Origin of the sequence: Kitasatospora cinereorecta (assembly GCF_024172095.1) — a bacterium.
GTDB lineage: Bacteria > Actinomycetota > Actinomycetes > Streptomycetales > Streptomycetaceae > Kitasatospora > Kitasatospora cinereorecta.
On the sequence record NZ_JAMZDX010000002.1, the window covers coordinates 140,745 to 159,772 of the forward strand.

Consider the following 19,028-nt stretch of genomic DNA (forward strand, 5'->3'; position numbering starts at 1 on the left):
CACGAGGCTTTCTCCGTCCGGCACTTGACGATTGCTTGACCAAACCCTGATCATCATGAGCGCGTCAAGTTCACCCGTGTTCGTTACCCCCCGTTTCCGTTTCTGCCCCACCAGAATCCGGAGCCCTCCGTGACCGAGCCTGCCCTGCGGCGACCCCGCGTGCGCCGCTCCCTGCTGGCCCTGGGCGCGACCGTCGCCACCACGGCCGCCGTCCTCCTCGCCCCCGGGGCCGCCGCCCGTCCGGCCGCCGCCCCGACCGTCCTCGCGCCACCGGACGTCCCGGTCGCCAACGTCAAGGCCCACCTGGCCCAGCTCCAGTCGATCGCCACCGCCAACAGCGGCAACCGGGCGCACGGCAGGCCCGGGTACAAGGCGTCCGTCGACTACGTGAAGTCCAAGCTGGACGCGGCCGGGTTCACCACCGTGCTGCAGTCCTACACCTACAACGGCGCCACCGGCTGGAACGTGATAGCCGACTGGCCCGGCGGCGACACCGCGCACACCGTCATGGTCGGCGCCCACCTCGACTCGGTCTCCGCCGGTCCGGGCATCAACGACGACGGCTCCGGCTCGGCCGGCATCCTGGAGGCCGCGCTGGCCGTCTCCCGGGCCGGCCTGCAGCCCACCAAGCACCTGCGCTTCGGCTGGTGGGGCACCGAGGAGGCCGGCATGGTCGGCTCCTCCAAGTACGTCAACGGCCTTTCCGCGGCGGACCGTTCGAAGATCGAGGCGTACCTCAACTTCGACATGATCGGCTCGCCCAACCCCGGCTACTTCGTCTACGACGACGACGCCAAGCTGGACCAGCTGTTCCGCACCTACTTCTCCGGACTCGGGGTCGCCACCGAGCCCGAGACCGAGGGCGACGGCCGCTCCGACCACGCCCCGTTCAAGAACGCGGGCATCCCGGTCGGCGGCCTGTTCAGCGGCGCCGACTACATCAAGACCAGTGCCCAGGCGAGCAAGTGGGGCGGCACCTCCGGCCAGGCCTTCGACCGCTGCTACCACGCCTCCTGCGACACCTCGGCGAACATCGACGACACCGTGCTGGACCGGATGAGCGACGCCATCGCCTACGCGCTGTGGACGCTCGGCACCGAGGCCCCGCCGCCGCCCGGCACCGTGTACGAGAACACCGCCGACCTCCAGATCCCGGACGCGGGCGCCGCGGTGGAGTCCCCGGTCACCGTCTCCGGCCGCACCGGCAACGCGCCCGCCGCCCTCCAGGTGGGCGTGGACATCAAGCACACCTGGCGCGGCGACCTGGTGATCGACCTGGTCGCCCCGGACGGCAGCACGTACCGGCTGAAGAACTCCAGCGGCAACGACTCCGCCGACAACGTCCTCACCACGTACACCGTGAACGCCTCGAGCGAGACGGCCAACGGGGTCTGGAAGCTGCGGGTGCAGGACACCGCCGCGCAGGACACCGGGTACCTGGACAGCTGGAAGCTGACCTTCTGACCTGTTGACCTTCCGACCCGTACGACGGCGGGGGCCCGGAGAAACTCCGGGCCCCCGCCGAGGCGTTGGTGCCTACGGCTGCATCTCGTACGCGCCCGAGAGCGCCTCGACCTGCGCCCAGACCCGGGCGGCGCGCTCGGCGTCGGCGACCGGGCGGCGGACGTGGGCCAGCGCCCAGGCGGCCTGCTCCTCGGTGGCGGAGGACTTGCCGTGCAGCTCGGTGGCGTGCGCGGAGAAGTCGCGGACCAGCGCGTCGAAGATCTGGTCCAGCACGTCCGCGTCCAGGCCGGTCAACTCGGCCTGCTCCAGCACCAGCTGGCCGTAGACGATCAGCGCGAACAGCTGGCCGATCTCCAGCAGGAAGTCCAGGTCGGCCTGCTGCTCCTTGCTCGGCGCGTGCGCGAGCAGCAGCGCGCAGAAGCCGTCGGCCTGCTCGCGGAAGCGGGCCACGTTGGCGATGTGGGCGTGCGTGTCGTAGGTGGTGCGCCAGTCGTGGAAGCGGATCGCGCCGAGGCCGCGGGCCGGGCCCTGGCGGAACAGGAACGCGTCGTCGGCGGCGTCCAGCCGGCTCGGCACCGGCGCGTACTCGGCCGGGGCGAACAGGTAGTTGCCCATGAACTTGAGGATCAGCGCCAGGTTGACGTGGACCGTGCCCTCCAGCTTCGGCAGGCCGCGGATGTCCTTGGCGGCCTTGTCGAAGTAGGTGTCCGCCTCGAAGCCCTTGGCCGCGATGACGTCCCACATCAGGTCGATGACCTTCTCGCCCTCGGTGGTGACCTTCATCTTGGTCATCGGGTTGAAGAGCAGGTAGCGGCGGTCCTCCGGGGAGGCGGTGCGGAAGTAGTCCACCGAGCGGTCGCTGAACAGCTTCATCGCCACCAGGCGGGCGTAGGCGTCGGTCAACTCCCGGCGCACGTGCGGGAAGTCGGTGACCTTCCGGCCGTACAGCACCCGGTTGTGGGCGTGCGTGACGGCCTCGTACATGGCGTGCTCGCAGATGCCGACCGAGGCGGTGCACAGGTTGAACTTGCCGACGTTGACGGTGTTCAGCGCGGCGTCGAAGGCGGCCTGGCCGGTGTGCAGCACGTCCTCGGCGCGCACCGGGTAGTTCTCGAGGCGGAACTCGCTGACGTACATCTGCGCGTTCACCACGTTCTTGACCAGGTGGTACGCCTCGTGCCGGCTGTCGGCGGCGAAGAAGACGTAGCCCTCGGGGCCCTCGACGTCCGAGCGGCGGCCGAAGACCGAGACCAGGCCGGCCACGTTGCCGTTGCCGATGTAGTACTTGGGGCCGGTGGCGGTGAAGCCGCCCTCGCCGTCCGGGGTGAGGATCATGTCGGTGGAGTAGATGTCCGCGCCGTGGGTGCGCTCGGACAGGCCGAAGGCCATCACGTGACCCTCGGCCAGCAGCTTGGCGGCCCGGGCCCGGACGGCCTCGTTCTCGCTCTGCCACACCGGGCCGAGGCCGAGGATGGTGACCTGCCAGGTGTACCAGTAGCCGAGGCCGTAGAAGCCGAGGATCTCGTTCAGCTCGGCGTTGCGCGCGGTGTCCCAGCGCTTGCTGCCGTCCGCCGAGGCCGGGGTCAGGAACTCGGCGAACAGGCCCTCCTTGGCGGCGAACTTGAGGAAGTCCGCGTACCAGGTGCGGTCGATGTAGGTGTCGATCAGCGCCTTCTTGCCCCGGGACTCGAACCAGTCCACGGTGGCGCGCAGCAGGCGCCGGGTGGGCTCGTCGAACTGCACGGGGTCGTAGCTGCGCGGGTTGAAGAGCATGCTCAGTCCTGGGGGGTCGAGGGTGTACGGGCGAGTCGGTGCAGGGTGGCGAGCACGTCGTCCAGCCAGGCGAGGGTCATCCGCTCGTACTCGATGCCGCCGCGCAGCACCACATGCTGGAGCTGCTCCTGGGCGTCGAGGCCGGAGGGGTCCGGGAAGTCGCGCCGTTCGCCGGCCAGGTAGTGCGCCAGCAGGGCCGCGTGGCTCTCCCGGTGGCGCTCCACCTCGGCGACCAGTGCGCCCGGGTCGGAGAACGCGGCGGCGCGGATCTTCACCGCCAGCTCGTGCCGGACGGTCTCCGGCTCGACCGGCTCGCGCAGCCACTCCGCCAGGGCGAGGCGGCCGGGCTCGGCGGGGGAGTAGACCTTCTTGTCGGGCCGCCCGTCCTGGGTGACCTGCTCGACGGCGATCCAGCCGTCCGCCTCCATCCGCCGCAGCACCCGGTAGATCTGCTGGTGGGTGGCGGTCCAGAAACGGCCGATCGACCGGTCGAAGCGGCGCGCCAGCTCGTAGCCGGAGCCGGGCCGCTCCATCAGCGAGACGAGGATCGCGTGCTCCAGTGCCATGGCCGCATCCTGCTATGCAACGAGTTGCATAGGCAATGCGGGCGCGCGGCGATGAGACGCAGCTCACGGAAGCGGGCCCGGTCGCGGACAATGGCGGACGTGATCGAGGACGCGCTGCTGCGGCGCTGGCGGATGCACAGTCACTTCGGGGACGACTCCGGTGCGGGCGGCCCGGCCGGGGTGGCCCGGCGGGTCGCGGGTCTGCAGGCGCAGGACGCGGCGGCGGTCCGCCGGGCGCTGCGGGTGCGCGGGGTGGGCGACCCCGGGGAGCCGCAGCGGGCGCTGCTGGCCGGGGAGGTGGTGGTCACCTGGCTGATGCGCGGCACGCTGCACCTGGTCCCGGCCGAGGACGCGCGCTGGCTGGTCGGCGTGTTCGGCGGGCGCAACCTGGCCGGCGGGGCGCGGCGGCGGCGCGAGCTGGGACTGACCGAGGACGTGCTGGCGGCGGCCCTGGAGGTGCTGCCCGAGCTGGTCGAGCGGCCGCTGAGCCGGGCCGAGCTGGTCCGGGAGCTGCGCGGGCGCGGGGTGGAGGTGGACCCGACCGGGCAGGCGCCGGCCCACCTGACGGCGTACGCGGCCGCCCAGGGCGTGCTCTGCCGGGGCGCCGAGGTGTCCGCCGGGCAACCGGGCTACCGTCCGCTGCCGCCGGGGCGGGCGCTCGCGGGCGAGGCCGCGCTCGGCGAGCTGGCCCGGTGGCACGCGGGGGCGTTCGGCCCGGTCGGGCCGGAGGATTTCGCGGTCTGGTCGGGGCTCGGACCGACCGTGGCCCGGCGGGCGTTCACGGCGGCCGGGCTGATCGAGGCGGCGCCCGGCCTGTTCACCCTGCCCGGCGCCGAACCGCCGCCGCCGGGCCCGCCGCTGGAGCGGCTGCTCGGTCGCTACGACAGCTTCCTGCTCGGCTACCGCGACCGTTCGCTGATGCTCGACCCCGCGCACGCCCGGCGGATCAACGCCGGCGGCGGGGTGATCCGCCCGGCGGTGGTCCGGGACGGGCGGATCGTCGGCACCTGGCAGGCGGAGGGTGACCGGGAGGCCGTGGAGCTGTGGGAATAAGAAAATAATAAGAGACAAACCCGCCGGTAGCGTTACATGCCGGACATAGCGGGTACGGACCAGACGCCTGCCATGTCCAGCAAACTTTGGAGGAGGTGGTCCCGGTGTCGACCCAGCTACCGACTGGGATGGAACACCATCCGGACATCCTGGCACTGCGTGAGCAAGCGGAACGTGCCACGTCGACCACGCGCGGGCAGGGCGTCGAGGCGCTCGGCGTCATGTGCGGCCTGTTCCTGGCGATCTCTCCCTGGGTGGTCGGGTACGCCAGCGCGCTGGGGTTCCTGGCGAGCGGCGTGGTCATCAGCAACCTGATCCTCGGCCTCGGCTACGCCTGGCTGATGGCGGGCTACGGCGCCTTCGAGCGCACCCACGCCCGCGCGTACGCCGCGCTGGGGATCGGCATCTGGACGATCGTCGCGCCCTGGGCGACCGTCGGCAACGAGGCCGTCAACCGGGTGATCTGGACCAACGTCATCGTCGGCGGCCTGATGACCTGCCTGGCGCTGGCCGCGGCCGGACTCGCCATGACCGGCGCTCCCACCGGACTGATGCGTCGCGGCAAGTGAGGCAGGTGAGCGGTCCGCAGGCTCCACAGCTCGGGGCCGGCCCGGAACTCCGGGCCGGCCCCGAGGCGTGTGCCGTACGGAACGGCACTCGTGCGCCGTGCGCAGCGGTCAGGGCCGGGTCATCCGCAGCACGTCCAGCGCCTCGTCCAACTGCTGTTCGGTCAGCAGCCCCTGCTGCACGTACCCGCGCTCCAGCACCACCTGCCGGATGGTCTTGCGCTCGGCCAGCGACTGCTTGGCCACCTTGGCCGCCTCCTCGTAGCCGAGGTAGCGGTTGAGCGGCGTCACCACCGAGGGCGAGGACTCGGCGTACTCGCGGGCCCGCTCGACGTTGGCGGTGATCCCGTCCACCGTCCGGTCGGCCAGCAGCCGGGCGGCGGAGGCCAGCAGCCGCACCGACTCCAGCACGTTGCGCGCGATCACCGGCAGCATCACGTTCAGCTCGAAGTTGCCGCTCGCCCCGGCCACCGTGACGGTGGTGTCATTGCCCACCACCTGCGCCGCCACCATCAGCACCACCTCGGGCACCACCGGGTTCACCTTGCCCGGCATGATCGAGGAACCCGGCTGCAGGTCCGGCAGGTTGATCTCGGACAGGCCGGTGCGCGGACCCGAGCCCATCCAGCGCAGATCGTTGGCGATCTTGGTGAAGCCGACCGCCACCGTCCGCAGCTGACCGCTCAGCTCCACCAGCCCGTCCCGGGCGCCCTGCGCCTCGAAGTGGTCGCGCGCCTCGGTCAGCGGCAGGCCGGTGGCCCGGGCCACCTCGGCGATCACCGCCGGCGCGAAGCCCGGCGGGGTGTTGATGCCGGTGCCCACCGCCGTGCCGCCGAGCGGCAGTTCGGCCACCCGGGGCAGGGTGGCGCGCAGCCGCTCCACCCCGTGCCGCACCTGCGCCGCGTAGCCGCCGAACTCCTGCCCGAGGGTGACCGGCGTGGCGTCCATCAGGTGCGTCCGCCCGGACTTCACCACCTCGGCGAACTCGGCCGACTTCCGCTCCAGCGCGGCCGCCAACTGCTCCAGCGAGGGGATCAGGTCGCCGGTCACGGCCGCCGTCGCGGCGATGTGGATCGAGGACGGGAAGACGTCGTTGGACGACTGGCTGGCGTTCACGTGGTCGTTCGGGTGCACCGGCCGGCCCAGCCGCTCGGCGGCCAGGGTCGCGATCACCTCATTGGCGTTCATGTTGGACGAGGTGCCCGAACCGGTCTGGAACACGTCCACCGGGAACTGGTCGTCCCAGCGGCCGGACGCCACCTCCCCGGCCGCCTCCCCGATCGCGGCCGCGGTCTGCGCGTCCAGTACTCCCAGCTCGGCGTTGACCTTCGCCGCCGCCGCCTTGATCCGGGCCAGCGCCTCGATGTGGGCCCGCTCCAGCCGCTGGCCGGAGACCGGGAAGTTCCCCACCGCGCGCTGCGTCTGCGCCTGCCACTTCGCGGCCGCGGGCACCCGCACCTCGCCCATCGAGTCGTGCTCGATCCGCCAGTCCTGGTCCTCACCCATGGTGCGACACCTCCTGGACACCAGAGCTTCGCACGCGCCCCGGGCATTCCCGGGCAACGCCACCACCCGGCCGGGCTTGACCTGGAGTCGACTCCAGCTCCTAGGGTCCCTCCCGGGCCCCGAGGGGCGGGGCCACCGGAACACGGGGAGAGAACCACCATGCGCTACCGCGTCCTCGGCGGCACCGGCATCGAGGTCAGCACGCACTGCCTCGGCACCATGATGTTCGGCGCCGTCGGCAATCCCGACCACGAGGAGTGCGCCCGGATCGTCCACGCCGCGCTCGACGCCGGGATCACCTTCGTCGACACCGCCGACATGTACTCCGCCGGCGAGTCCGAGACCATCGTCGGCAAGGCCCTGAAGGGCCGGCGGGACGACGTCGTCCTCTCCACCAAGGTGCACTTCCCGATGGGCGAGGGCCCGGCCCGCGGCGGCAACTCCCGGCGCTGGATCACCCGCGCGGTCGAGGACAGCCTGCGGCGGCTCGACACCGAGTGGATCGACCTCTACCAGGTGCACCGCCCGGACCACACCACCGACGTGGAGGAGACCCTCGGCATCCTCGGCGACCTGGTCACCCAGGGCAAGGTCCGCGCCTTCGGCTGCTCGACCTTCCCCGCCGAGGAGATCGTCGAGGCCCACCACGTCGCCGAGCGCCGCGGCCTCAAGCGCTTCCGCACCGAGCAGCCGCCGTACTCGCTGCTGGCGCGCGGCGTGGAGGCCGCCGTGCTGCCGGTCGCGCAGCGTCTCGGCATGGGCGTGCTGACCTGGAGCCCGCTCGCCTCCGGCTTCCTCACCGGCCGCTACCGGCAGGGCCGGCCGATCGACCTGGGCAGCGGCCGGCCTGCGCTGCACCCGGGCCGCTTCGACCCGGAGCTGCCCACCACCGCCGCCAAGCTGGCCGCGGTCGAGCAGCTGGTCGCCCTCGCCGAGGAGCTCGGCTGCACGCTGCCCGAACTCGCGGTGGCCTTCCCGCTGGCCCACCCCGCGGTCACCTCGGTGATCATCGGCCCGCGCACCCTCGGGCAGCTCCAGGACACCCTCAAGGGTGCCGAGTTGGTCCTCGACGACGCCACCCTCGACCGGATCGACGCGATCGTGCCGCCCGGCACCGACGTCTACCGCCCGGACGGCGTCTGGACCCCGCCTGCCCTGGCCCAGGCCGCCCGGCGCCGCCGACCGGTGCACGAGCGCGCCGCGGCCTGAGGTCCCGGTGCACGGGCGCGCGGCGGCCGGGGGTTCCGGTGCACGGGCGCGCGGCGGCCCGGGGTCCGGCTGCTCAGCCGAGGACGGCGAGGGTCCGGCCGGCGGGGGCGGCGGGCAGGCCCGGCTGGACGAGCACCGGCTCCTCCGTACGGGCGCGGGCCAGCGCCTCGGGGTCCAGGCAGGCGGTGATCAGCGCGCTGCCGCTCTCCGGGGCCTCGGCCAGCAGCCGGCCGTCCGGGCCCCACACCGCGCTGCCGCCGCACCCGGTGTACGGGCCGGCCGGGCCGACGTGGTTGGCCAGCGCGACGTAGAGCGTGTTGTCCAGTGCGCGGGCCGGGAAGACGGTGGCCCGCTGGTGGCGGCCGCCGCCGGTGCCGAACAGCGCGCCGACCAGGTAGGCGTGGGCGCCGTCCAGCGCCGCGGCGCGGGCGTGCTCGGGGAAGCCGGAGTCCCAGCAGACGCCCAGGCCCAGCCGCCAGCCGTCCAGCGCGATCGTGCAGCCGCCGGTGCCCGGGGAGAAGCCGGTGGCGCGCTCGTTCGGCGTGGCGAACTGCTTGCGGTACTCGGCGGCGACCCGGCCCGCGCGGTCGACCGCCAGGGCGGCGATGTGCAGCGAGCCGGTGGCGGCGTCCCGGACCGGCGCGCCGAGCACGGCGGCGGTGCCGGTCGCCGCGCAGGCGCGCAGCAGCGGCTCCAGGCGCGGATCGTCCGGGGTCACCGTGTACCGGTCGGGCTCGGCGGCGATCCCGGCGAGCTGGTAGCCGGAGAGGAAGAGTTCGGGGAGCAGCAGCAGCTCCGCGCCCCGGTCGGCGGCGCGGTGGACCAGCTCGGCGGCGGCGGCCGCATTGGCCGGCACGTCCAGCGGTGCGGACGATGCCTGGCCCACGGCGATCGTCAGGGGACGGGTGGGCAGCGCGTGTATAGGAGTGCTCACGGGAATCAATCATTACCGGATGACGCGCGGAGACTCAACCTCCGATTTCCCCGGCCGACCCCGGACGGCCGTCGCGGGGGCACGGGCGTGGCGGGCGGCCGGTGGTGGCGGCCGGGTGCAGCATGGCCGTATGACCGATGCACCCGACCTGGCGCCGCCCGACCCGGCGGCCCGTTACGACGAGATCGCCGAGGAGTTGGCCCCGCGCGGGGCCACCCGTTCGCAGATGTTCGGCATGCCCTGCCTCAAGGACGCGGCGGGCAAGGCGTTCGCCGGGCTGCGCGAGGGCGAGCTGGTCTGCCGCCTCGGCCGGGACAGCCCGGCTCTCGCCGAGGCGCTGCGCCTGCCCGGCGCCCACCTGTTCGACCCGATGGGCGGCCGGCCGATGAAGGACTGGGTCTGCCTCCCGGCCGCCTCGGTCGGCCACTGGGACAACTTCGCCGAGGCCGCGCTCGCCGCCGGGCGGTGAGCGCGGCCCGCGGCGGTGGGGTCAGCCGTGGTAGCCGGCGACGATCCTGGTGAACGCGTACGGCGACTGGCTGATCCCGCTGCACGAGTCGCCCGCGCCGGTGCCCGAGGGGCAGGGCCGGTCGCGGTTGACCGCCCAGAAGGTGAACCGGGCCAGGTGGTGCGCCTTGGCGTAGTTGACCATGGTGGTGAAGTCGCCGGTGGAGACCGTCTCGTCGCTCTCGTCGGTCCGGCCGTTCATCGAGGAGATCCCGATGTGCCGGTAGGCGGTGGCCGAGTCGTAGCCGTAGGCGCTCGCCACCGCGTTCTTCAGCCCGTCGGCGGCCTTGGTGGTGACGGTGCCCATCGAGCCGCTGTGGCTGCCGAAGTCGAACGGCATGACGGTCCAGCCGTCGACCGCGAGTCCGGCCGCCGCGCCCTTCCTGATCAGGTCGAGGCCGGCGGAGTCCGGGCCGCTCGGGGTGGTGCCGAAGGTGACGTACTCCTTGATGCCCGGGTTGGCGGTCTTCACCGTCTTCAGCGCGCTGATCACCCGCTGGCGGACGCCGGCGTCGGCGACCTCGGTGTTCTCGATGTCGATGTCGATCGCCTTGAGCCGGTAGGCGTCGATCACCTTCTGGTACGCGCCGGCCAGCGCGCTCGCCGAACCGCACTTCTCGCCGAGCTTGTTGCCGCTCCAGCCGCCGAACGAGACCACCACGTCGCCGCCCGCCGCCCGGATCGCGTTGATCGCCGACTGGTCGCTGCCGCCGGTGAGTGCCCGGCTGCCGTCCCACTTGGGGGTGCAGCCGCCGTCGCTGAGCATGAAGGCGAGCGTGAACTGCTTGACGCCGGTGGCCGCCATCACGTCGGCGGGCCTCTGCGGGTTGCCCCAACCCAGGTACTCGTACGGGGCGTTGAGGCCGACCGGGTCGGTGGTCGCGGCCTGGCCGGCCGGGGCGAGGGCGACGCCGGAGAGCGCGAGCGCGGCGGTCGCGGCGAGGGTGAGGAGCGGGCGGGACGGGGCGTGCGAGGCCATGGGTCACCGATCCGTGGGGAGGCGGGATGTTAGGAAACTTTCCTGACTGAAGAGCGTGACGTCTAGACCTGTGCGCGTCAAGAGGTGTGACGGCGCCACAGCTGTGGGCGGGGTCTCGTACCCATGGGTAGCGCGGCGCGGCATACTCGTCGCGCGGCACCACCCCGCCGAACCCTCCGAGGAGCACCCGCATGGCCACCACCCCCGCCCGCCTCGACCCGGCCGACCTGCTTGCCGTCGGCGACCTGCTGACCGACGAGGAGCGGCTGATCCGCGACACCGTGCGGCGGTTCACCGAGGAGAGGATCCGGCCCAACCTCCCCGACTGGTACGAGCGCGGCGTCTTCCCCGCCCGCGAACTCGCCCCCGAGATCGGGGCACTCGGCGTCCTCGGCATGCACCTCGACGGCTACGGCTGCGCCGGCTCCACCGCCGTCGAGTACGGCGTCGCCTGCATGGAACTGGAGGCCGCCGACTCCGGCCTTCGCAGCTTCGTCTCGGTCCAGGGCTCGCTCGCCATGCGCTCCATCCACGCCTTCGGCAGCGAGGAGCAGAAGCAGCAGTGGCTGCCCGACCTCGCCGCCGGCCGCGCCATCGGCTGCTTCGGCCTGACCGAGCCCGACTTCGGCTCCGACCCGGCCAACATGCGCACCCGCGCCCGCCGCAAGGGCGACGACTGGGTGCTCACCGGCTCCAAGATGTGGATCACCAACGGATCCGTCTCCGACGTCGCCGTGGTCTGGGCGCAGACCGAGGACGGCGTCCGCGGCTTCCTCGTCCCGGCCGGCACCAAGGGCTTCACCGCCCACGACGTCCACGGCAAGCTGTCGCTGCGCGCCTCCGTCACCAGCGAGCTCGTCCTCGACGAGGTGGTGCTGCCCGCCGACGCGGTGCTGCCCGGCGTCCGCGGGCTGCGCGGACCGCTCTCCTCGCTCAACGAGGCGCGGTACGGGATCCTCTGGGGCACCGTCGGCGCCGCCCGGGACAGCTACACCTCGGCGCTGGAGTACGCCAAGTCGCGGATCCAGTTCGAGCGGCCGATCGCTTCCTTCCAGCTGACCCAGCAGAAGCTGGTCGAGATGATGCTGGAGGTGGAGAAGGCGTACCTGGTGGCGGTGCGGATCGGCCGGCTCAAGGACGAGGGGCGGAGCCTGCCCGCGCACATCAGCTTCGGCAAGCTCAACAACGTTCGCATCGCGCTGGAGATCGCCCGCTCCGCCCGCACCATCCTCGGCGCGAACGGCATCACCACCGCGTACCCGCCGCTGCGGCACGCCAACAACCTCGAGTCGGTCCTCACCTACGAGGGCACCTCCGAGATCCACACCCTCGTCCTCGGCGAGGCCATCACCGGCGAGGCCGCCTACCGCTGACCCGGCCGCGGCGGACCGGTACGGGACGGCACCCGGCCGGTCCGCCGCGCAAAACCGCTGGCCGCGGCCGGTCGGGCGCCCCTACGGTGAGCCGCATGACACCGCAGACCACCACCCTCTGGCGCCCCACCGGACCTGAGGAGCTGGCGCTGGTCGAGGCCTCCGGATGGACGGCCTGGCCGCCCCGGCTCCCGGACCAGCCGATCTTCTATCCGGTGCTGAACGAGGACTACGCCGTCCGGATCGCCCGGGACTGGAACGTACCGGCGTCCGGCGTCGGGTACGTCACCCGGTTCGAGGTGGAGACCGCGTTCCTGGCGCGGTACCCCGTTCGGCAGGTGGGCGGGGAGACGATCCTGGAGCTGTGGGTGCCGGCCGAGGAGCTCGCGGAGTTCAACCGGCACATCGTCGGGCCGATCGAGGTGGTCCGCGAGTTCCGCTAGGAGCGGTGGGGCCGGTGGGGCCGCCCGGCGGAACCGGCTTTCGCGGTGGGGTGGTCGTGCGATAGGACGGGGCGCATACCCACCACCGTGAGGAGCCCCATGCCAGGCCCGACCGTCGACGCCGGCGGCGACCAGTCCACCGAAGCCGCCCCGATACCCCCGGCGGTGCCACCCGGCCGGGCCACCGTGGCCGTGCTGGGCGGACTGGCCGCCCTCGGACCGCTCACCACCGACCTCTACCTGCCCGCCCTGCCCGGCCTCACGGCCGACCTGCACTCCACCGCCCCCGCCGCCCAGCTCACCCTCACCGGTTCGCTGCTGGGCCTGGCCCTCGGCCAGCTGCTGTTCGGGCCGCTCAGCGACCGGATGGGCCGCCGCCGCCCGCTGCTGCTCGGCATGGCCGTCTACACCCTGGCCACCGTGGTCTGCGCGCTCGCGGACTCGATGCCCGTCCTGGTCGCCGGCCGCTCGCTGCAGGGCGCGGCCGGCGCGTCCGGGCTGGTGATCGCCCGGGCGATGGTGCGCGACCGGCTGGAGGGCGTCGCGATGATCCGCTTCCTGGCGTCGATGGGCCTGATCTCCGGCCTCGCCCCGATCTTCGCTCCGGTGGTCGGCGCCCAGCTGCTGCACGTCACCGACTGGCGCGGCACCTTCGTGGTCCTGGCGGTGCTCGGCGCGCTGCTCACGGCCGGCGCGGCGGTGTGGCTGCGCGAGAGCCTGCCGGCCGAACGGCGGCACGGCGGTGGCTTCGCCACCACCGCCCGGGCGATCGGCGGACTGCTGCGCGACGCGACCTTCCTCGGCTACATCCTCACCACCACCTTCGCCTTCGGCGCGCTGTTCGCGTACGTGGGCGGCTCCTCGGTGGTGCTCCAGACGGTGTACGGGATCTCGCCGCAGACGTACAGCCTGATCTTCGCCGTCAACTCGATCGCGGTGGTGGGCTTCACCCAGCTGAACGGCCGGGTGCTGGTGCAGCGCTTCACCTCGGCGGCGCTGCTGACCGCGGGCCTGGCGGCCACCGCCGTCGCGGGGGCCGCGGTGATCCTCTTCACCGCGGTCTGGGACGTGGGCCTGCCCGGCGTCTGGCCGGCGCTGTTCCTGCTGATGGCGAGCATGGGCGTGGTGCTGCCCAACTCCAGCGCGCAGGCGCTCACCCTCGCCCCGCACGCGGCGGGTTCCGCGTCCGCGCTGCTCGGGACGGGTACCTTCCTGTGCGGTTCGATCGTCGCGCCGCTGTCCAGCGCGGGCGGGCACCCGTCTGCCCTCGCGCTCGGCGTGATCGTGCTCGGCTGCGCGATGCTGGCGCTGGCCGCGTACGTGCTGCTGTGCCGTCCGCGCGGTGCGGTGGTGCAGGAGGCGTGACGCCGGCTCAGTGGCCGCTGCCGCGGGCCAGCAGCCGGGTGCGGGCGTAGTCGGCGAAGCCGGGGCCCGCGGCGGTGGCCACCGGGTCGGCGGTGTTGCCGCCGGGTTTCACCGTGCCGGAGACCGTGTAGTAGCCGTAACGGCCGATCGCGGCATGGGTGTTGGCGCAGCCTGCGGTGATGCACCAGGCGGTGGAGCCGGCCTTCACCAGGCCCTGTACCTGGCCCTGGTGGGCGGCGTTGGCGGCGTCCGCCTGGGCCTTGCCGTCCAGGACGGCGACGCCGATGGTCACCGCGCTGCTGCCGGAGGTGTAGGTGACGCGCAGCAGCGTCCGGCAGTTCTGGGCGGCGAGCACGTCGCCGAGGCCGCCGGTGGTGGCCTGCCAGCAGGTGGCGGTGGCGGCGTCGGTGAGGCGGGTCCAGGTCCTGCCGCCGATGCTCAGGGTGGCGGCCGGGAAGAGGCTGCCGGGGTCGAGCGGGGCGGTGTCGGTGGCGGCGGAGGAGATCGCCGTCAGCGGGTCGAGGGTGGTCGGCGCGGCCGGGGCGGAGGGGGTGGCCGAGGCGCCGGCTCGGGGTTTGGCCGACGTGGCGGCGGACGCGGATGCCGAGGCCGGACCGGAGGGCGCGGCCGAGTCCGAGGCGGTGGGGGCGGCCGCGCTGCTGCTCGGCTGCTCGGCGACGGCGGGGGAGGAGGCGGGGTCCTGGGCCAGCCGCTCGGCGCTGCCGCCGCCCCCGCCGAGCACCACCGCGGTCACGGTGATGCCGCCGACGGCGAGGGCGGCCGCGGCCGCGGTCCCGATGGTCCGCAGCCGCTTGCGCCGGGCCTGCTCGCGTTCGTTGCGCTCGGCCAGCGCGGTCCAGTCCGGCGTGCTGTCGGTCCCCCACCCGTCGCTCATGGTGGAGGATCCTAAGGCCTGTCTGACAATTCCCGCCGGGCGGCCGACGCCGGAGTACGCACCTCGCCGGCTTGTCGTCGGTCGCCGATGGCCCCCAGCCTCCGGCCGGGAGGTGCCCCCACCGCATGGACTCCCTCCTCCGCACCGCCGAGCCACGCTCCCTCCTTGCCCGCCAACGGGCAGGAGGGGCCCATCAACGCCGCCCGCTGATCCGACGGGAATTGTCAGACAGGCCTTGGAACACAGGATCGAACGGACGGACCGCGCGGGCCGGGGCTCACCTGTTCGACTGTCCGGAGGTTCAGGCGATGGCGAAGTCGTCGCCGTACACGGTGCCCTGGCCGTACCAGCCGTGCAGGTAGACGGTGACGGTGCCGGAGGCGCCGGTGGTGAAGGGGACGCTCAGCTTGGTCCAGCCGGCCGAGTTGGCCCAGGTGGAGCCGGTGGCGCCGCCCCGGACGCCCAGGTAGGCGTAGTTGCCCTGGACCCAACCGGTCAGCGTGTACTTGGTGTTGGGCGCCAGGGTGACGGTCTGGGTGCACTCGCCGGTCTGGCTCGCGGTCGGCGCGGCCGCCAGGGCCTTGGCGCCGGAGTGGACCGGGGTGGAGACCACGGCGCCGCCGCTCTGGCAGCTCCACGGGGCCAGGGCGCCGGTCTCCAGGTCGCCGTTGACCAGCACGCCGGATCCGCCGCCGCCACCGGTGACGGTCAGCGTGTACGTCGCGCTGTGGCTGCCGGACGGCGCGGTGCCGGTCACGGTGAGCGGGTAACTGCCGGGCGCCACGGCCGCGGTGGTGGTCACCGAGAGAGTGGCGCTGCCGCCCGCGGTGACGCTGGAGGCGCTCAGCGCGGCGGTCACCCCGGCCGGGGCGCCGGCCACGGCGAGCGAGACGGTCTGCGCCGACCCGGCGGTGACCGCGGTGGCCACGGTGGCGGAGGCCGAGCCGCCGGGCGCGGTCGAGCCGGACGCCGGGTTCACCGCCAGGGAGAAGTCGTTGGTGGCCTGGCCGCCGCCGGTGAACGGCGCGAAGACGTGGCTGAAGTCCCAGGTGCCCTGGGCGATGCCGGAGCAGCTGTCGGAGCCGGCGGTGCCGGGGCAGCCGCCGTTGTCGCGCTGCAGGGCCCAGAACGAGAGGGTGCCGATGCCCTTGCTCACGGCCCAGTTGTAGACGGTGGTGGCGTTGTCCAGGGTGAACGTCTCGGCCGCGCCGAAGTCGTCGATGCCGAGCATCTCGGTGATGCCGATCGAACCCCACAGCTGGGCCGGGGTCTTGGCCGGGTAGAGCTTGGCCAGCTGGTTGTACAGGCCGGTCGCGGCGGTCTGGGTGTCGGTGGCCATGTTGTGCGCGGCGTTGTCGTAGTAGTCGAAGGTCATCAGGTTGACCACGTCGATGCGCGCGTTGTTGGTGACCGCGTTCTTCAGCACGTTGAGGCCGCTGGCGGCCAGGCCGGAGGTGGTGGTCGGCAGGGTGTAGCCGAACTGGAGGGTCCGGCCGTTCGCGGCCGCCCAGTCCTCGACCAGCTTGATCGCCTTGTTGCGGCGGTCGATACCGGCGGTGTTGGTCAGCGAGTTGTCCTCGATGTCGAGGTCGATCCGGCTGACGTCGTAGGTGGTGACGACCGACTCGAAGGCGGCGGCGATGGCGTTGACGTCGGTGCAGCTGTCGGCCAGCTCGGTGCCGGTGTTGTCGGCCGTGTAGCCGCCGAAGGAGGGGATCACGTCCCCGCCGGCGGCCCGGATGGCGGTGATGTCGGAGCCGAAGACCGCGTTGGAGACGGGCATCCCGGTGTCGCCGTTCCACAGCGGCGTGCAGGAGCCCTTGCTCGCGGTCTGCAGGAAGGCCATGGTCAGGTTCTTGGCCCCGGACTGGGCGGCCAGCGCGGCCGGACTCGCCCCGGTCCAGGCCTCGAAGTACGGGGCGAACACGTGCTGCGGCAGCGGGGTGGCCGCCTCGGCGGGGGTGGCGAGCAGGCCGAGTGAACCGGCCAGCACGGCGCCCGCCGCCAGCAGGGCGTGCAGGGGTCGGTGAAGACGCATCAGTGCTCCATCAGGCGCGATCGGACAAGAAGGAGCCGCGCGTCCGGACGGTCGCGCGGCGGTGCCTGGTGCAGGGAGGAGCGGCCGGGTGGGCACACCCCCACGATGCGTCCCGGTCCGACGAGCAAGCCCAATGATTGGTCTGGACCATGCGTCTGTCAAGAACCTTGACAGTTCGTCAGCGCTCGTCCTTCTCGGAGGCGGACGGGCCGAGCCGTCCGGCGGTCAGCAGATGGCCGCTCACCCCCAGCAGGGAGGGGACCGACTCGGTGCGGCGCAGCGCGTCCAGTACGACGGCCCGGCGGTCGGCGTCGTCCAGGTGCTCCTCCATGTCGGGCATCAACCAGGCCGAGCCCTCCAGCCCGTACTGGCCGAACGACGCCAGACCGGCCTCGGCGAACTCGGCCGGGACGTCCTCCGGGCGGTGGAAGTAGGCGGTGGTGAACATCGAGTCGCGCTCCGAGTGCGCCAGCACCCCGGTCTCCATCGCCGACTCGGTGCGGGCCCGGCGGTTCGGCTCGAAGTACACGGCGGTGCGCAGCAGGTCGTGCATGCCTGCCCAGCGGTTGATGGTGGCGGCCACCACCAGGCCGCCAGGGCGCACCGCGCGGGCCGCCTCGGCCAGCGCGCGCAGCCGGTCGGCCCGCTCGGTCAGGTGGTAGAGCGGGCCGAGCAGCAGGACCGCGTCGTAGCTGCCGTCGGCGGCCGCCAGGGCGCGGGCGTCGCCGAGCGCGGCGTTGACACCGGGGAGCTGCCTGGCCTGTTCGACGTGGAGCGGCACCGGGTCGACCAGGTCCACCCGGTGCCCGTCCCCGGCCAGCCACGCGGCGTGGATGCCGGCGCCGCCGCCCACGTCCAGGATCCGCAGCGGGGTCTCGCCCAGCAGGCGGCGCAGCACGTCCTGGGTGCGCCAGAACTCCAGGCGGTTGCGGCCGCTGAGCAGGCGGTCCTGCTCCGCGCCGCGCTCGTAGTAGGCGAGGATCTCGGGGCGCAGGGCGTCGGGGGCGGTGGCCCCGGGTGCCGTCTCCGCGGGTGTCGTGGTGTTTGCGTCGGTCATGGCGTCATGATGATCCGCCTGATGATCTTCGGACAATCCGTTTACGGTGATCCGATCATCACGCCGGGTAGGGGTGGGGGCGCCTCGGCGGTGAGTCGGACCACAGGGCTTTCCAAGGCACGACGGCCGGTCGTGGAGGGAATCCGTGGGCATGGGCGCCTGAAATGCCGGTTTCGAAAGCCAAGGCCGCCGTTGACTACGACGCGGCGTCGTAGCGGGGGCCCCTTGGCGGGCGTCCGGGGCTCTGGCAACACTGGTCGAGTCGCAAGGCGCTCCACCGCATTCGACCGTGCCGCCCGTCAGGGCCTGGCAGGTCCGGGGAGCGCGTCCGTACGGCACACACCGAGACCGGGGTGCCCACGGCCCGGCGGCGCACGTGGTGGCCGAACAGCCGCCGACCAGCGCCCGGGCCGGTCCGAACCGATCGAGGAATCCACTCTGATGCGTAGCTCCCTCCTGTCCGCCATGCGCAAGCGCTCGACCGTCCTGGTGGCCTCCGCCGGCCTGGTGACCGTCGCCTCCGTGGCCGCGCTGGCGCTGCCCGAGGACCACGCTTCCGCCCGGACCGTCCCCGCCGCCGTCCAGGCGGCGGCGGTCCGGCCGGCGGCCGCCGAGGCGCCCGCCACCACCGGGCCGGCCACCGAGGCGCCGGCCACCACTGCGCCAGCCACCGAGGCGCCCACTGCGCCGGCCGCCGCGCCGCAGACCCAGGCCGCCCAGCCGCAGGCCCAGCAGCCGCAGAGCCCGCAGTCCGAGGCCGCGGCCGCGTCGGCCCCGGCGCAGCAGCCCGAGGCTCCGAAGCACGAGTCCGCGAAGCCCGCGGCCCCGAAGGCCGAGGCTCCGAAGCCCGCCGCTAAGGCTGCCGAGACCCCCGCCGCGAAGGCGCAGCCCGAGCCGCAGCAGCAGACCGGGGCCGCCTCCCGCTCCGAGCAGCGCTCCGCGCTGGCCGCGCCGGCCGACAGCAGCCCCGCCGCCGTCCAGGAGCTGGCCAAGTCGATCGTCCCGGCCGGCCAGTACGCCGCGTTCAGCAACATCGTCAGCCACGAGAGCGGCTGGGACATCAAGGCCACCAACGCCTCCTCCGGCGCCTACGGCCTGGCCCAGGCGCTGCCGGGTTCGAAGATGGCCTCGGTGGGTGCCGACTGGCGCACCAACCCGGAGGTCCAGATCAAGTGGGCGCTGAATTACATGAACGAGCGCTACGGCAGCCCGAACGCCGCCTGGGCGTTCTGGCAGACCCACCACTGGTACTGACCGGACCGGTGACGCGTACGCCGAAGGGGCGCGGGAGGAATTTCCG

Annotated in this window: 17 protein-coding genes; 9 read left to right on the forward strand and 8 right to left on the reverse strand. The window is 73.1% G+C overall.

The genetic code is table 11. From position 1 onward, the window contains the following. Positions 1-171: 171 nt before the first annotated feature. Complete coding sequence (locus FHR36_RS07540) at positions 172-1,464, forward strand: M28 family metallopeptidase (protein ID WP_301330016.1); 1,293 nt, start codon at positions 172-174, stop codon at positions 1,462-1,464. A 72-nt stretch (positions 1,465-1,536) separates the two neighbouring features. On the opposite strand, the gene FHR36_RS07545 is transcribed toward FHR36_RS07540, so the two are convergent. Then, positions 1,537-3,237 (reverse strand): acyl-CoA dehydrogenase family protein, encoded by a 1,701-nt coding sequence (locus FHR36_RS07545; protein WP_253795035.1) that lies wholly within the window; start codon positions 3,235-3,237, stop codon positions 1,537-1,539. A 2-nt stretch (positions 3,238-3,239) separates the two neighbouring features. Continuing rightward, complete coding sequence (locus FHR36_RS07550; RefSeq protein WP_253795036.1) at positions 3,240-3,803, reverse strand: PadR family transcriptional regulator; 564 nt, start codon at positions 3,801-3,803, stop codon at positions 3,240-3,242. 99 nt (positions 3,804-3,902) lie between these two features. Between FHR36_RS07550 and FHR36_RS07555 the strand changes: the two genes are divergently transcribed. Continuing rightward, positions 3,903-4,856, forward strand: coding sequence for a DNA glycosylase AlkZ-like family protein (locus FHR36_RS07555; protein WP_253795038.1), 954 nt, complete (start codon positions 3,903-3,905; stop codon positions 4,854-4,856). Positions 4,857-4,984: 128 nt separating this feature from the next. Beyond that, positions 4,985-5,425 (forward strand): SPW repeat domain-containing protein, encoded by a 441-nt coding sequence (locus tag FHR36_RS07560; RefSeq protein WP_253795040.1) that lies wholly within the window; start codon positions 4,985-4,987, stop codon positions 5,423-5,425. Between the two features lie 108 nt (positions 5,426-5,533). Here the strand turns inward: FHR36_RS07560 and FHR36_RS07565 are convergent, their stop codons facing one another. After that, on the reverse strand, positions 5,534-6,928 hold the full coding sequence (locus FHR36_RS07565) for a class II fumarate hydratase (protein ID WP_253795042.1): 1,395 nt from the start codon (positions 6,926-6,928) through the stop codon (positions 5,534-5,536). 159 nt (positions 6,929-7,087) lie between these two features. On the opposite strand from FHR36_RS07565, the gene FHR36_RS07570 reads away from it, so the two are divergent. Next, a complete protein-coding gene (locus FHR36_RS07570; protein ID WP_253795045.1) occupies positions 7,088-8,137 on the forward strand; it encodes an aldo/keto reductase in 1,050 nt (349 codons plus the stop codon). Between the two features lie 73 nt (positions 8,138-8,210). Here the strand turns inward: FHR36_RS07570 and FHR36_RS07575 are convergent, their stop codons facing one another. Continuing rightward, entirely contained in the window at positions 8,211-9,071 is an 861-nt protein-coding gene (locus FHR36_RS07575) for a carbon-nitrogen hydrolase family protein (RefSeq protein WP_253795046.1), read from the reverse strand. 130 nt (positions 9,072-9,201) lie between these two features. On the opposite strand from FHR36_RS07575, the gene FHR36_RS07580 reads away from it, so the two are divergent. Then, a complete protein-coding gene (locus FHR36_RS07580) occupies positions 9,202-9,540 on the forward strand; it encodes a hypothetical protein (protein WP_253795048.1) in 339 nt (112 codons plus the stop codon). A 21-nt stretch (positions 9,541-9,561) separates the two neighbouring features. On the opposite strand, the gene FHR36_RS07585 is transcribed toward FHR36_RS07580, so the two are convergent. Further along, on the reverse strand, positions 9,562-10,557 hold the full coding sequence (locus FHR36_RS07585) for a chitinase (RefSeq protein WP_253795050.1): 996 nt from the start codon (positions 10,555-10,557) through the stop codon (positions 9,562-9,564). Between the two features lie 191 nt (positions 10,558-10,748). Between FHR36_RS07585 and FHR36_RS07590 the strand changes: the two genes are divergently transcribed. The 3 genes from FHR36_RS07590 (at position 10,749) to FHR36_RS07600 (ending at position 13,738) form a co-directional block, all read left to right on the forward strand. Further along, positions 10,749-11,930, forward strand: a complete 1,182-nt coding sequence (locus FHR36_RS07590) for an acyl-CoA dehydrogenase family protein (protein WP_253795051.1) — start codon at positions 10,749-10,751, stop codon at positions 11,928-11,930. 95 nt (positions 11,931-12,025) lie between these two features. Continuing rightward, positions 12,026-12,373: a hypothetical protein gene (locus FHR36_RS07595; protein ID WP_253795052.1), complete on the forward strand. Its 348-nt coding sequence runs from the start codon at positions 12,026-12,028 to the stop codon at positions 12,371-12,373. A 99-nt stretch (positions 12,374-12,472) separates the two neighbouring features. Further along, positions 12,473-13,738 carry a multidrug effflux MFS transporter gene (locus tag FHR36_RS07600; protein ID WP_253795053.1) on the forward strand — a complete coding sequence of 422 codons (1,266 nt, stop codon included), beginning with the start codon at positions 12,473-12,475 and terminating at the stop codon, positions 13,736-13,738. A gap of 7 nt (positions 13,739-13,745) precedes the next feature. Here the strand turns inward: FHR36_RS07600 and FHR36_RS07605 are convergent, their stop codons facing one another. From FHR36_RS07605 to FHR36_RS07615, 3 genes are all read right to left on the reverse strand, one after another. Continuing rightward, complete coding sequence (locus FHR36_RS07605) at positions 13,746-14,633, reverse strand: hypothetical protein (protein WP_253795054.1); 888 nt, start codon at positions 14,631-14,633, stop codon at positions 13,746-13,748. Positions 14,634-14,934: 301 nt separating this feature from the next. After that, entirely contained in the window at positions 14,935-16,671 is a 1,737-nt protein-coding gene (locus FHR36_RS07610) for a glycosyl hydrolase family 18 protein (protein WP_253795055.1), read from the reverse strand. Between the two features lie 178 nt (positions 16,672-16,849). Continuing rightward, entirely contained in the window at positions 16,850-17,728 is an 879-nt protein-coding gene (locus tag FHR36_RS07615; RefSeq protein WP_253795056.1) for a class I SAM-dependent methyltransferase, read from the reverse strand. Positions 17,729-18,169: 441 nt separating this feature from the next. Here FHR36_RS07615 and FHR36_RS07620 point away from each other — a divergent pair, with 441 nt between their 5' ends. After that, complete coding sequence (locus tag FHR36_RS07620) at positions 18,170-18,982, forward strand: aggregation-promoting factor C-terminal-like domain-containing protein (RefSeq protein ID WP_253795057.1); 813 nt, start codon at positions 18,170-18,172, stop codon at positions 18,980-18,982. Positions 18,983-19,028: the final 46 nt, after the last annotated feature.

Bases quoted from the DNA above. Each gene is read 5' to 3' on its own strand.
- FHR36_RS07545 (WP_253795035.1), bottom strand. From the start codon at position 3,237: ATGCTCTTCAACCCGCGCAGCTACGACCCCGTGCAGTTCGACGAGCCC.
- FHR36_RS07550 (WP_253795036.1), bottom strand. From the start codon at position 3,803: ATGGCACTGGAGCACGCGATCCTCGTCTCGCTGATGGAGCGGCCCGGC.
- FHR36_RS07560 (WP_253795040.1), top strand. From the start codon at position 4,985: ATGGAACACCATCCGGACATCCTGGCACTGCGTGAGCAAGCGGAACGT.
- FHR36_RS07565 (WP_253795042.1), bottom strand. From the start codon at position 6,928: ATGGGTGAGGACCAGGACTGGCGGATCGAGCACGACTCGATGGGCGAG.
- FHR36_RS07570 (WP_253795045.1), top strand. From the start codon at position 7,088: ATGCGCTACCGCGTCCTCGGCGGCACCGGCATCGAGGTCAGCACGCAC.
- FHR36_RS07580 (WP_253795048.1), top strand. From the start codon at position 9,202: ATGACCGATGCACCCGACCTGGCGCCGCCCGACCCGGCGGCCCGTTAC.
- FHR36_RS07585 (WP_253795050.1), bottom strand. From the start codon at position 10,557: ATGGCCTCGCACGCCCCGTCCCGCCCGCTCCTCACCCTCGCCGCGACC.
- FHR36_RS07590 (WP_253795051.1), top strand. From the start codon at position 10,749: ATGGCCACCACCCCCGCCCGCCTCGACCCGGCCGACCTGCTTGCCGTC.
- FHR36_RS07595 (WP_253795052.1), top strand. From the start codon at position 12,026: ATGACACCGCAGACCACCACCCTCTGGCGCCCCACCGGACCTGAGGAG.
- FHR36_RS07600 (WP_253795053.1), top strand. From the start codon at position 12,473: ATGCCAGGCCCGACCGTCGACGCCGGCGGCGACCAGTCCACCGAAGCC.
- FHR36_RS07605 (WP_253795054.1), bottom strand. From the start codon at position 14,633: ATGAGCGACGGGTGGGGGACCGACAGCACGCCGGACTGGACCGCGCTG.
- FHR36_RS07610 (WP_253795055.1), bottom strand. From the start codon at position 16,671: ATGCGTCTTCACCGACCCCTGCACGCCCTGCTGGCGGCGGGCGCCGTG.
- FHR36_RS07615 (WP_253795056.1), bottom strand. From the start codon at position 17,728: ATGACCGACGCAAACACCACGACACCCGCGGAGACGGCACCCGGGGCC.
- FHR36_RS07620 (WP_253795057.1), top strand. From the start codon at position 18,170: ATGCGTAGCTCCCTCCTGTCCGCCATGCGCAAGCGCTCGACCGTCCTG.